Here is a 12,788-nt window from a genome sequence, read left to right on the forward strand (position 1 = left end):
GTCCGGTTTTTATGGAAGAGGCCACAGGCTCAGCGCTCGCACCAGGTTCCCCACCGATTCAGGGACCCGCGCCGCAGAACGACTTCAATATTCTCGAATACCTGAGCATTGTCCGCAAACACCTCAAAAACATCGTCATCGCAGGGTTTTTGGGCACGTTGGCGGGCTTACTCATTTGGTGGTGGAAACCGCCGCTCTACAAGGCCACCGCCGTATTGAAGATGGACCAGCAATCCATGGACATCCTGAATTACGGTGAGCACTACAACCCCTACACCCGGTTTTTTCGCGAAGAGTACCTGAAGACCGAGTTCGAAATCATTCGCAGCAACACGGTCGTGGCGCGGGTCATGGAGCAGTTCGAAGAGGGCTACCTCGAGCAGCATTTCGTTCCTGCCAACAAGCCCACCTCCCTGTTCAGCATGATTCGCACGATGGTACGACCACCGGTGGAGCTCACCCCCGAACAGCAGAAACTGCGCACCCAGGAAGTGATTCACCAACGGTTGCGCGCGGGGATCGACGTCAAGGAAGTCAACTCCACCAACTTGGTGGAATTGAGCTACCAGGCCCTCGACCCCGAGGTGGCCCAGCGCGTGGTCAACGCCTGGATCCAAGCCTACATTTCCCACGGACTGGAAGAGAAATACCAAAGCAACAAGCAGGCGTTCAACTTCGTGGCCAAGGAATCGGTCCGGCTGCGTCGCGAAATCGACGAGTTGATCGAACAAAAAACGCAGACGGAGAAACAATCCAACGCGTTCAAGCTGACCAACAACACCAGCGTCGAAGAACAGGCGCTGCTGGATTTGAACCGCGATCTCTCCGAGGCCCAAACGCGCCTGGTACGCCAGCGAGCCAAGCTGAAGAAATTGGAGAACTCGAGCCCGAGCACGTCGATCGAAGTGAGCAAGGTCCCGATCGTCAACACCATGATCCAGAACCTGGCCAACATTCGCGGGGAGTACAACGCCAAGCTCAAGATCTACAAGCCGCAAGCCGCCAGCATGCAGGCGCTCAAGGAGAAAATCGGCGCCCAGGAGAGCCAGCTCGAAACCGAGCAACGGCGCATCTATCGCGAAATGCTGAACGACGCCCGCGCCGAGGTCCGCGCCCAGGAAGAAACCGTGGCGGCGTTCAAGTCGAACGTCAACAAGATGAAGGCCAACAGCGCTTCCACCAAGCGCGAGCTGGAGAGTTCGATCGTGGACCTGGAAGACCAAATCGAAGGTCACCGCACCACGCTTGAACAGCTCGACAAAACCAAGGCATCACTGGGCCTGGCCCTGGGCCTCAAGGAAATCGGCCGTACCGACAAAGTCATCGTGGAAGAAGCCCAGGTTCCCAAATTTCCCTTTGCACCCTCCCTCAAGCGCCACCTGGTCGTCGGCTGCTTCCTGGCGATCCTGCTGGCCATGGCCATCGTGTTCGTGATCGAGCTGATGGACCGGTCGATCCACACGGCCGACATGCTGCAATCCATTACCGGACTGCCCATCCTGACCATGGTTCCCACCATCCGCGAACGCTTGCTGAAGCGGGCCGCCGAGGATTTCAAGACCAGGGCGTTCGTGGAGATACACGGCAAGACCAAAAAGCTCCTGGAGGTCTTGGACGTCCCGGAACTGCGCCAGATCCAGGCCATCGCCGAACGCGAAAAGGACGTGGATCACAGCGAAAAGCACGGCAAGGATTTGACCCGATTCTCCATGCTGCACTCCAAGCACCTGGAAAACATCGCGGCCCTGGTGCATCGCATCTCCGACCACGAGAAAAACGCCGACCTGCGCGAGATCTTCCGCATCGCCAACTATGCCAAGACGCTCGGCGTCGGCGAGATGGAATCGGAGAACGGCGGCGAAGAAGAGAAGAAACGGCCGCGTCGCAGACGCAAACCGGAAAAAGTGAGCCTGATCCCGACGGGCGCCTTCGATCCCGAGGACGATGAAGAAAGCCCGTACGCCTATCGCTCTTCGGAGAAGGAGAGCCAAATCGGCGTCCGCAAGGTGATCGGCTGCATGACCCACATCAAACCGGCCCACGTCTTTTCGGAAGCCTACCGGCACCTGCGGACCAACATCCTTTATTCGAAAGCAGACTCCGAAAAGAACCGCATCTTCCTGCTCACCAGCTCCATGCCCAGCGAAGGCAAGACGGTCTCGTCCATCAACCTGGGCATCGCCTTCTCCCAATTGGACAAAAAGCGGGTGCTGTTGATCGACGGCGATTTGCGGCGCGCCAAACTCGACAAGGTTTTCAACCTTTCCATCGAAACCGGTCTGGTGGATTACCTGGTTCAGGCGGCACCGCTGAAAGACTGCATCCTGCCGACCTTCGTGCCCAACCTGTACCTGCTGGGAGCGGGGACCATTCCCCCCAACCCCAGTGAACTGTTGGCCTCGCGCCGCATGGTGCAGTTGGTCGAGGAGCTGCGGGAGCACTTCGACTACGTCATCTTCGACTCGTCGCCCGTGCTGCTGGTCACCGATGCCTGCATCATCGGCAACCTGGTGGATGCCACGATCTTCGTGAGTAAGGCCGGCCACACCCATCGCGACGAGGCCGCCCGCTCGATGCAGATCCTGCGGTCCAACGGCATCAACCCGATCGGCACCCTGCTCAACGACATGGACTACACCCGCAAGATGGGTTACCGGAAATACGGCTATGGCTACGGTTACGGCTATGGCTACGGCTATGGTTACGGATACGGCTACAACCGACCGCGAAAAGCCTGATTTCCCAAAACTTGCCTGCTACCCATCATTCACGGCGATCGAGGCTGTGCCGCCTCGATCGCCGATTTTCTTTTGGGGCCGCGCCTCCCGACCGTAGGCGCGTCGATACGAGGCCGATTTCGGCCGAAAACGCGGCGAACTCCACCACCCGAAAGCCTGAGTTTCGGTTAGGATAATATGAACACGCCGATCAGGGGGGTCGGCTCTTATCCATGGGGGAACCGTACATGACCATTTATGTCCACAATACATTGAACAATCGGCGAGAGCCCTTTCAAAACGGGGAAGAGGGCCATATTCGCATGTACAGTTGTGGCGTCACGGTTTACGATGTGTGCCATATCGGCCACGGAATGCAGGCCATCATCTATGACATGATTCGCAACTATTTTGAATTCAAAGGCTTCCGAGTCACCTACGTCCGCAATTTCACCGATGTGGACGACAAGATCATCGAGCGCGCGAAGCAATTGGGCAAAACCGCGCTGGAACATTCCCAGGACATGATCGAAGCCAGCAATCGAGATATCGCGCTGTTGGGTGTCAAGCCCGCCACGCACGAACCCAAGGTCAGCGAACACATCGAAGAAATCGTCGCCATGATCGAGTCGCTGGTCGACAAGGGGTTCGCCTACGAATCGGAAGGCGACGTGTACTACAACGTGCGCACCTACACCGACTACGGTCGCCTTTCCAATCGCGATCCGGAGGAGATGCGGTGTGGCGCACGGGTGGAGATCAACACCCGCAAGCGCGATCCCCTGGACTTCGCGCTTTGGAAAAAAGCCAAGGAGGGCGAGGTCTCTTGGCCGTCACCCTGGAGCGAAGGCCGTCCCGGCTGGCACATCGAGTGTTCCGCGATGGCCAAAAAGTACCTGGGCGAAAATTTCGACATTCACGGGGGCGGCAAGGACCTGATCTTCCCCCACCACGAAAACGAGATCGCCCAGAGCTGTGCGGCCCACGACAAGGAATATGCGAATTTTTGGATTCACAACGGTTTGATTACCGTCGACGGCAAAAAGATGTCCAAATCGGCGGGTAACTTCCTGTCGATCAAGGACGCGGTCGCCAAATACCATCCGGAAACGATTCGCTACACCATTCTCAAGCACCACTACTCGGCCAACATCAACTTCGACGAGCAGAGCTATTACGACGCCTATAGCCGCCTACTCTATTTCTACAACACCCTGGCCCGCATCGAAGAGCTGAAACAGCAGTTCCCCAATCCGGAAGAAAAAATCCCGCCGGGCCTGGAGCCACCCTCCCTGCACGAGGCCTTCGTCACGGCCATGGACGATGATTTCAACACGGTCAACGCCATCGCGGAACTGGGTCGCGGCTTCAAGTTCATCAACGACGTGCTGGCCATGAAGAAACCGAAGATGAAACAGAAGGCCCACGTCCTGATTCGCACCGCGGAGACGCTACGCGAGTGTCTCGCCGTATTGGGCCTCTGCGAGGCGCCGCCCCAAGAGGCCTTGGCCGGAATCCAGGAGTACCTGATCAAGGCTCGCGATATCGACGTGGCAAGGGTGGATGCCCTGATGGCCGAACGGGAGCAGGCCCGCACCGACAAGAACTGGGCCCGCGCGGACGAGATTCGGGCCACCCTGAACGAGGAAGGGATTCAGGTGATGGATGGCGCCGACGGCACCACCTGGCAGGTCCAACCCTGATGGGCACATCGTTCGGGAATGCTGCCGCGGTATCTCCCGAACGGCCCCATGCCTCGCGTACCCTCAATCCGCGAGCGGCATCTCGCGCGACGCCGATTGGCTGATTTCCTCTGCCGGAGGCGGAATGAACACCGGATCGCCCAGAAAATGGGGCTTGGCGTGTAGCAGGTACACGTCGAGCACGGCCTTGGTCCGGGCCAATATCTCGCGAATCCGGGTCTTGCTGGACTGCGGCCAGGAAACCGCTTCGGCGTTGTAGGCCACCACGTCGAGTTCATGGGCACGGCCGATGAACAGGGCCCGATAGTTGTGATTCTCCTGGGAAATGATGGTGAAGCGCTTCTGACCGAAGACGCGATGGGCGCGAACGACGGAGTCCAGCGTCCGAAAGCCGGCGAAATCGAGGGTGATCGCTTCTTGCGGTACGCGCAAGTCCTGTAGCGCCAGGGCCATGTCGCGCGGTTCGTTGTAATTGGTGTAGCGGTTGTCGCCGCTGACCAGGACGTGATCGATCTTCCCCGCGTGAAACAATTCGGCGGCAGCCCGCATGCGGTGCACGAAAAATGGATTGGCGTCGCCGCTGCGCAATCGCCGCGAAGTCCCCAACACCAGGCCCACGTGGTTTTTGGGGACCTTGTCGATGTCCGAATAATGACGTTTCTGGGCCGCGTGAATCACCACCACGTTGGCACGCCACACGCCCAGGGACATCAGCGCCAGGCCCACCATGGCCAGCACCGCGAGATGTCGCACGCGGGCACGAAAAAACCGGAAAAGGGTTCGGGCGATATGAATGGACCGGTATCGCAACGCCAGAGATTTCAAAATGGGAACTCCATTGCAGTCACGTTTTGATTCACATACGAAATCGCGGGTCTCTCGGAACTCGGAATGAGCGATCTACCATCACTTTGACTCATTCTTTAGCATTTTCGCGGTGTTCAGTGCAAGGTATCGGCTGCGCCGGTCGGCAACATCCACCAACTCGGGCACGGCCGGCCCACCAGCGCGTTCCGCGTCGATAAAGCGATGCTTGACTGGACCCCGACCTTATCCCATGATAAGTGTTTTGTCGATGTCCAGAGCAGGAGCGTCTTACGCGTCCTGCCCCTTCTCATCCGCGATCTCCATTGGTTGCGCTTCCTCGATGTATCTGCGCCCCGAGTGCGAGATTCGCGCCCCTATCAGTTTCAAAAAGGAAGGCGGTTACTCATGAAACTAGGAACTCTCAAAAATCCCAATCGCTTGGATGGCGACTTGGTCGTGGTGAGCCGCGACAATCAGACCGCGGTACGCGCCGGTCACATCGCCCCGAGCCTGCGCGAGGCAGTGGAAACCTGGAGCGAATCGGAGCCCAAGCTTCAGGAACTTTACGAGGCCCTGAACGCCGGCACGGCCGAGAACGCGTTCCCCGTCCGTTTGGAAGATTTTCATTCGCCGATGCCCCGCTCCTTCGGCTGGATCGACGGTTCCGCATTCATTCAGCACATCAAACTGGTCCGCCAGGCCCGCAATGCGCCCCTACCGGAAGGCCTGCACACCGATCCGCTGGTTTACCAGGGCGGCAGCGATACGTTCCTGGCTCCCGACGAAGACGTTCCCCTGATCGATCCGTCACACGGCATGGATTTCGAGGGTGAGGTCGCCGTCATCACCGACAACGTGCCGATGGGCACCAAGGAAGCGGATGCCGGCCAGTACATCCGCCTGGTCATGCTGTGCAACGACGTGTCGCTGCGCGGTTTGATTCCCAACGAATTGAAGAAAGGCTTCGGCTTCTACGTTTCCAAGCCTTCCTCGGCATTCGCGCCCTTCGCGCTGACGCCCGACGAGCTGGGCGACGCATGGAAGGACGGTCGCGTGCACCTGCCCCTGTTGGTGGACTACAACGACGGCTTTTTCGGCAACGCCGATGCCGGCCACATGCACTTCTCCTTCCCCAGATTGATCGAACACTGCGCGATGACGCGCCGCCTGAGCGCCGGAACCATCGTCGGTAGCGGCACGGTGGCCAACGAGGACACCAGCCGTGGATCGAGCTGCCTGGCCGAAAAGCGCATGCTGGAAAAAATCAACACCGGTGAATTCGTCACGCCCTTCATGAAAGTGGGCGACACGATCAAGATCGAGATGAAGGACGAAGCGGGCAACAACCTGTTCGGTACCATCCAACAAAAGATCGCCGACGCATCAGACTGCAAATAATAAAATTGAAAAGCCCACCTCACGAGGTGGGCTTTTCCCTTGCGGCTCCTCGCAACGGGGAACCCGTCAACCGGCCATCGCCTTGGGCGGCACCGATAGAACGCCGCCGTAACGAACCTCCAGGCTGAGGCTGGCCAACTGCAGCACGTCGCCATGCAGGAGCTTGGTGCTGCCGGAAAACTTGCGGCCGTTTTTGGCGGTGCCGTTGCTGCTTTGTTTATCCGCGAAGTAGAATTGGGCGCCTTCCCAATGGAGTTCGCCGTGCTCGCCGCTGATGCCGCGATCGGTAAGCACCAGATCGTTCCCCACATCCTTGCCACGCCCGATGGTCACGGCGTGATCGCAGGGGAACAGCCAGGTCTCGCGCGTCTTGCCGCGCTCAACGACGCGAATGACGTGGCAGGGCAGACGGTGATCGCGATTGCCGAGGTGGGCACGCGGTCCACCTTTGCGGCTCTGGCGGTAGTACTCGATCGAGACCGAGCCCAGTAACAGGATGTCGTCTTCGGCGAGCATGTGGGGTTCGCCGTTGGCCAGCGGTTTCCCGTTGACCAGCACCGAACCGGGGAATCCGGAATGAAAACGGATCCAGAGCCCACGGGTGTCGCGCACGAGCCGGAAATGGCTCTTGTCGGCGTTCTGGCTGGCCTTGAGGACCTGATCGCCGAGGCGACTGCCCTTCAGCAACATGAACTCGAGACCGGGCTGGGTGACGACGTTGTAGGAGTCGCGCGAAAAGGGCGAGATCAGGCGCAGGAAGGCCGGCGCGGAGGGCATCGTGTGGGCGACCTGTTCGGGCTCGACGCGTGAGAGGTGGGCGTACTGGCGCATGTAGGTTTCGCGCAGGCCCTTGAAGTCGGGCTCCATGGTGGCCGCCAGCTTCAGCTCCTTGGACGCTTCTTCGGGTTTGCCGCGCACCAGGTCGATGAGCCCCTTGACCAGATAACCCATGGCGTTGGGATTGGCCTGAAAGGCCTTGCCGTGAAAGGACACGGCGCGCGGCACATCGGCGATATCCAGGTAGGCCAGCGATTTGAGGTAGAGCCCCAATTCGTGTTTGGCCAGCAACGGATGGGTGTTGAGATAGCGCAGACCGGCGCTGCTGTCGCCCATGAGAAACCAAAGCAGGCACTCCAGCACCTGGCCTATCGCAAAATCGGGGAAGCGACGATTGATCTCCTGGACTTCGGCCAACGCCGACTCGCGGTCTCCCTTGTCCAAGGTCACGAAGACATCGCGCAGCGCATCCCGTTGCGCCGGCTCCAGCTTCAGCGATCCCGCATCGAAACTCAGTGGTGAATCCGGCGGCAAGGCCACGCTCTCGATGACCGTGCGGACGATGTTCTTGCGGGTGCTGGACACCACCACCGTCTGGCCCAGGGCCACGCGCGGATCCTTCTGGAATTCGATACTGAACGGATTGCGCGTCTTGTAGCCCTTCTGGGTTTTCAGGTTGGTCAGGTGCTCGGCCGCGTCCTTGCGGATTTCGTCGAGCAACGGTTCCAGACGACGCCAATCTTCCGGGTGGGTGTAGATCAAAAAGCACTCGTGCATGTAGACGGTATCGCTGTTGATGACGACCCGATTCTCTTCGGCCGTGGTCTCACAAGCCCGCACGATATCGATTCCCTGCAACGAGAGATCGCCCGCGGCTTGCAGCACCAACGGCAACTGCACTTCGAAAAGCTCTGCAAAATAATTATTTACCGACTCCAACTTGAAGGCGTTTTTCAGGTTGGTTTTCCACGTCATCATCTACCTCGTCAACCATGGCAACGCACTCCGCGGCACTCCGCACGGATCTTCTGAGCGCGATTTTCGACCCTGTTTCCCGTTTCGTCACTCACTCGCCGTCGGCAGCGTTCAGGGGACGGACGGGCCTTTTTCTCGAATGGGATTCTGATGGGGTAGAGGCATGGGGCACCATCGGCCTTACGACGGTTTCATACTCGGTCGGCACCATTCGATGGCGCATGTATTCCAGAAACACTTCCCACACTTCGTCCAGGTTCAAGGCAATCGGCGTTTTGGGACTCATGGAACGAACCTCCCTCGAGGCACCCTCTCCCGGTGCACTTCATTCGTCAAAGCGGGCCGGCTCGCGGGAATGCGCGTGCGATGCACCCAAAAAAAGAGAGGTGCCTCTGGCGACAATCCGCGGCCGGACCATGTATGTCGGATCCGCGATCCCATTCACTGGATATCGATCGACTGGAAAAGGGGCGTCCCGTCGGTCCCGTCGCGAGACGGTTCACCGGTGCGAAGCCCCGGATCGCCTACGCCCTCGGCAGGGGCGTGAGCGCATCGAATTCAAGATGTCGCATCAATAAAAATCAAGAAAGCAACATGCTGCGGTTCTTCTGGAACCAGGTTTTCTTGACGAGGATTTCCTTCAGCTTCTTCTTACAGCGATGGACCTTGACGTCGTAATTTTGGCGGGTGATATCCAGGGCTTCGTGAGGTTTGACACCTTCGGCGAGATCACCGCCGCGTTGTTGGGTATACACCACCAGCACGCGACGACAGTCGCCCGGCATGTGTCCGATCAGGCGGCCCAACAGTTTGAGCCCCTCCATCTTGTTCTTCTCGATCAGGACTTCATCGGGCTTGGGTCCCTTTTCGTCGGGAATATCGACCGGTGCGCTCTCCTCGCCCTCGTCGGCGAATTCTCGCAACGGCTCTCCCCAATGGTTTCGCAGGGTCTTGGCACGACGACGCTCTTCCAGAAACAGGTAATATGCCGCGGTCAACCAATAGTTGAGCAACCCCGATTTCAGCACGATGGGATCGCGACCATGGGTCTCGAGGATTTTCAGAGCCGCGTTCTGCGTGTATTCCTCCGCACGCTGCCAGTCCAAATCCTTGGACTTTCGCACAAGGCTGCCGATCACGCGCTTGCGCAACTCTTCGGTCAACATTTCCGGTTCAAACGGCACTGGCGCCACGCATACCTCACTTTTCGCCGATGTGGATTTCCCAAACTTGTTCCAAATTGATGGTGAAGGGACCGCTCCCTTCGAAACTCAAGACGGACTCGCCGCTTTCGGAAATGACGCGCACTTTCAGAGCCTCCTGCAAGGGACGGCAGGGCTCCAGGTGCATCACGCCACCGGAAACGTGAAAGGTGACCGGCTGGCTCAGGGGCTCGCAGGTGACGGCCGGCAAATTCGATTTCACCACGTCGCTGGCGGCAAACAAGGGCACCGCGCGAGGGGGGGCGAGATTTTCGAGGAACCGCCGCCCCAGAGCCGCGAGATGGGTCCAGCCACTCTCGGGTTCGGGTGCTTCGAGTTCCGAATGAAATTGTTCGATTTCCCTGATTTCTTCCTGGCAAGCGCGACACAAACCCAGGTGAATCAAGTCCTCGTTGGAGGCTCGGAGACTGCCTGTCGCGATTCCCCCGAGCGTTTCGATATCGGGGCAAGCGAACCGCGTGGCGGCATAGACCTGAGCCAGCATGGAATCGACCAGAACGTGATCTCGAAAGTCACGGAGCGCTTCAGGGGACTGGCGCATGAGGTCGGCCAATTCGTTACGTGCTTCCTGGGAAATGCGGCCTTGTAACAAGGCATCCCAATCCGGGTGTGTCATGAGAACCTCCGGCATGCACTGATAGAGTGTTGACGTTTCATACCCACCTTCTGAACTATGCCGGGAACCTGAATCGCGAGGACGGGACACCACCTCGAAGACCCCTTGCGTCGCGCGAGTCTTCGCATGGAAACGATACCGTTGAAATCAGGTCGCTTATTCCTGTGCCAATTATAAGTGAAAGATCCCATGGTTCGATACCCGGCAGGTTGTTTTTCACGACCTCGTGTGGGTCGCTAGCACGGAGAGCGGGCCTTTTTTCAAATCTTACGGCAGAGTTGCCGGTGTCTCACATTTATCACCGGCACGATCACACCCCCATCTCGCCCGTGGCGCAACTACCTCGTGATCCTGTAAGAAGCCGCGATCCAACCACTCTCGACGGCAGCGAAAACGAACAATCTGTCACCCGGATGACGTCGATCCACGTGATCGAAGGTCTATCGGTGTCTTCGGAAATTCGATTCAGCGCATGTAGAGAGGTGATTCATGAAGTCCGTGGGATTCTTCTTGAGCTTGACGGTACTTGGTTTCATGCCGGTAGGGGCACTGGACGCCATTCAGGATCCGGAGCTGGAACCCGCACACTTTCACGTCCGCAGCCACTCGGCGTTCGGCCTCGAGAAAGGCGACCTGGTCATGGTCGATTCGGACCCGATCGGCGAAGTGATCGACTTCAAGCTGGACTCGGACCAGCAACTGATCATCACGTTCAAGGTCTGGCGCCAGTTCCGCCACGTACTCAAGGACAACATGCTGGTTCACGTTCGCGAAAAGAAAACGAGTTCGAAGTTGGTGTTCGTCAGCAAAAAAGGAAAGAAGCCCGGGCAACTGGTACCTCCCGGCACCATGTACTATATGGCCAGCAAACGCCACATCTGGAACCGCAAACTGCTGGGCAATCCCTCGCGCCAATTGGCCAAAGGCGTGTCGAACGGGTACCGCCAGCTTCGCGGCAACGACAAGAAAGACGAGGTCGCGGAAAGCGAGGAACCCAGACGCCGGGAATGAGGTGCCATTCCTTCCCACCCGACGGCCGATAACAGTGTGCAATGAGAACCTGCAGGTTACGAGGAACCATTTCGAAAAACCGCGGTTACCGAGCGGGCACGCGTTAGAAGTTCAGCGTGAGTTGTCCCTTGTTGAACAGCTCCAACTGGTTCGGCAACCCGATCTCGCGCTCGAGGAATTTGGCGGCTTTGACGTAGTGTTCCTCGTAGCGCGGGCTCATGAACAGATAGAATTTCCACAGCGCCTGGTGTCGGTTGTTCAACGCCTCCAACTCGGGATGCTTCAAATCGCCCAGGCTGTGAAGCGGGCCGGCATTGATGCGCACCAGCACCTTGGCCGCCTTGAGCCGCATGTGGATGTCCGGGGCGTACAGAATGATCGCCGCCTGGGGAATGCCCAGATGCCGAGCCAAACGGCGTTCCAGCCGGGACCGGGCACCTTGATGGTTCAAGTGGAAATCGTTCTGGAAACGCTTCATGGATTCCGGATCCGGATGGGATAGATCCAGCGGGTTGCGGGCCACCATGTACACCCGCTTGTACAGCTTGCGTGAAAGATAATCGTGAAGCAGATCGCGGTATTCGGAAATGCGGTCCACGCGCTGTTCCAAAAGGTACAGGAAACTGTCGTCGCGCAGCCGGTACAACTCCTCGACCTCGATCGCCTTCTCCTCGAGCAGGGCCTCCAACAAACGGGACAACATGGCCCCGGATACCATTTTGGTGTGGTGGAAATAGACGCGCTCGGTCAGGCTGTAGCGAATGCGCAACAGGTTCACCAGCTCGGACCAGGCATCCTGGCGAAAACCCCGATCGGAGTAGAGATCGAAACAGAGCTGGCCGCCCTCCAAATGCAGATAGTGGAAGATACGGTCGTCATAGGCCAGATTGAGCCCGGTAAAAAAGGCGTCGCGCTTGAGGTAGTCCAGGAGGTCGGCGCAGATGGGACCCGCCACGAGTTGATAGGGATAGGCCGGATCGGCATTTTTCCCGCGAATGAAAAACTCGGTCAGGGCCTCGCGAACGCCCAGCCGATCCAGGACCCGGCCCAGATCGCCGCCGTCGAAAAAGTAGTGAAGCCGTTCGGCGCTGTTGTCGTGGGCGGGCAGGATGCGTCGCTCGTCTTCGAAAGTATGGCCGAAGGGGATGTGGGTGATGTCGTGAAGCAGGGCGGCCATACCGATCAAGCGAGCCCGCTCCTCGCAAATCGGTGGCGTCAAACCGAACCGCTCGGCGCGCTTGTTGATTCGGGCGATCATGCGCTTGGCGATCCAAGCGGTACCCAACGAATGTTCGAAGCGGCTGTGAAGGGCGCCGGGGAACACCAGAAACGAGGTGCCGAGCTGGCGAATCCCGCGCATTCTCTGGAATTCGGGCGTATCGACGATCTGCATCTCCTCGTTGGTGAGGGTGATGTCGCCGTGTACCGTATCGCGAATGGTCTTCAAGTCGAAGTGCTCCAAAGTGGAATAAGGCTCGAGAACGGCATCGCCGGCCGGTTTCGAGCTTGCGCGAACAACGTGTTTTCTTTCAACAACTTGAATGAACCCGAACCGAGACGG

General features: G+C 58.5%; 9 protein-coding genes. 4 read left to right on the forward strand and 5 right to left on the reverse strand.

All coding sequences use genetic code 11. From position 1 onward, the window contains the following. Positions 1 to 11: 11 nt before the first annotated feature. Together J3U87_RS14120 and cysS are read left to right on the forward strand one after the other, a co-directional pair. On the forward strand, positions 12 to 2,738 hold the full coding sequence (locus J3U87_RS14120) for a polysaccharide biosynthesis tyrosine autokinase (RefSeq protein WP_237383695.1): 2,727 nt from the start codon (positions 12 to 14) through the stop codon (positions 2,736 to 2,738). 227 nt (positions 2,739 to 2,965) lie between these two features. Then, on the forward strand, positions 2,966 to 4,420 hold the full coding sequence (gene cysS / locus J3U87_RS14125; RefSeq protein WP_237383696.1) for a cysteine--tRNA ligase: 1,455 nt from the start codon (positions 2,966 to 2,968) through the stop codon (positions 4,418 to 4,420). Positions 4,421 to 4,483: 63 nt separating this feature from the next. Here cysS and J3U87_RS14130 read toward each other — a convergent pair whose 3' ends face one another. Next, positions 4,484 to 5,245: a SanA/YdcF family protein gene (locus J3U87_RS14130; RefSeq protein ID WP_237383697.1), complete on the reverse strand. Its 762-nt coding sequence runs from the start codon at positions 5,243 to 5,245 to the stop codon at positions 4,484 to 4,486. A gap of 387 nt (positions 5,246 to 5,632) precedes the next feature. Between J3U87_RS14130 and J3U87_RS14135 the strand changes: the two genes are divergently transcribed. Beyond that, a complete protein-coding gene (locus tag J3U87_RS14135; RefSeq protein ID WP_237383698.1) occupies positions 5,633 to 6,625 on the forward strand; it encodes a fumarylacetoacetate hydrolase family protein in 993 nt (330 codons plus the stop codon). Positions 6,626 to 6,691: 66 nt separating this feature from the next. Here J3U87_RS14135 and J3U87_RS14140 read toward each other — a convergent pair whose 3' ends face one another. The 3 genes from J3U87_RS14140 to J3U87_RS14150 all read right to left on the reverse strand — a co-directional run bounded on the left by J3U87_RS14140 (position 6,692) and on the right by J3U87_RS14150 (position 10,216). Continuing rightward, entirely contained in the window at positions 6,692 to 8,377 is a 1,686-nt protein-coding gene (locus J3U87_RS14140) for an FhaA domain-containing protein (protein WP_237383699.1), read from the reverse strand. 581 nt (positions 8,378 to 8,958) lie between these two features. Next, the gene (locus J3U87_RS14145) at positions 8,959 to 9,561 is read right to left on the reverse strand and encodes an RNA polymerase sigma factor (RefSeq protein WP_237383700.1); all 603 of its coding nucleotides are present in this window, start codon (positions 9,559 to 9,561) and stop codon (positions 8,959 to 8,961) included. Between the two features lie 16 nt (positions 9,562 to 9,577). Then, on the reverse strand, positions 9,578 to 10,216 hold the full coding sequence (locus J3U87_RS14150; RefSeq protein ID WP_237383701.1) for a hypothetical protein: 639 nt from the start codon (positions 10,214 to 10,216) through the stop codon (positions 9,578 to 9,580). Between the two features lie 489 nt (positions 10,217 to 10,705). Between J3U87_RS14150 and J3U87_RS14155 the strand changes: the two genes are divergently transcribed. Then, positions 10,706 to 11,227, forward strand: a complete 522-nt coding sequence (locus tag J3U87_RS14155; protein WP_237383702.1) for an MCE family protein — start codon at positions 10,706 to 10,708, stop codon at positions 11,225 to 11,227. 103 nt (positions 11,228 to 11,330) lie between these two features. Here the strand turns inward: J3U87_RS14155 and J3U87_RS14160 are convergent, their stop codons facing one another. After that, on the reverse strand, positions 11,331 to 12,674 hold the full coding sequence (locus tag J3U87_RS14160) for an HD domain-containing protein (RefSeq protein WP_237383703.1): 1,344 nt from the start codon (positions 12,672 to 12,674) through the stop codon (positions 11,331 to 11,333). Positions 12,675 to 12,788 lie beyond the last annotated feature (114 nt).

The sequence above is a fragment of the Sulfidibacter corallicola genome, from assembly GCF_017498545.1.
In the GTDB taxonomy this organism is placed as follows: Bacteria; Acidobacteriota; Holophagae; order Acanthopleuribacterales; family Acanthopleuribacteraceae; genus Sulfidibacter; species Sulfidibacter corallicola.

Excerpts from the sequence above, each read along its gene's own strand:
- J3U87_RS14120 (WP_237383695.1), top strand. The coding sequence starts at position 12 with ATGGAAGAGGCCACAGGCTCAGCGCTCGCACCAGGTTCCCCACCGATT.
- cysS (WP_237383696.1), top strand. The coding sequence starts at position 2,966 with ATGACCATTTATGTCCACAATACATTGAACAATCGGCGAGAGCCCTTT.
- J3U87_RS14135 (WP_237383698.1), top strand. The coding sequence starts at position 5,633 with ATGAAACTAGGAACTCTCAAAAATCCCAATCGCTTGGATGGCGACTTG.
- J3U87_RS14140 (WP_237383699.1), bottom strand. The coding sequence starts at position 8,377 with ATGACGTGGAAAACCAACCTGAAAAACGCCTTCAAGTTGGAGTCGGTA.
- J3U87_RS14150 (WP_237383701.1), bottom strand. The coding sequence starts at position 10,216 with ATGACACACCCGGATTGGGATGCCTTGTTACAAGGCCGCATTTCCCAG.
- J3U87_RS14155 (WP_237383702.1), top strand. The coding sequence starts at position 10,706 with ATGAAGTCCGTGGGATTCTTCTTGAGCTTGACGGTACTTGGTTTCATG.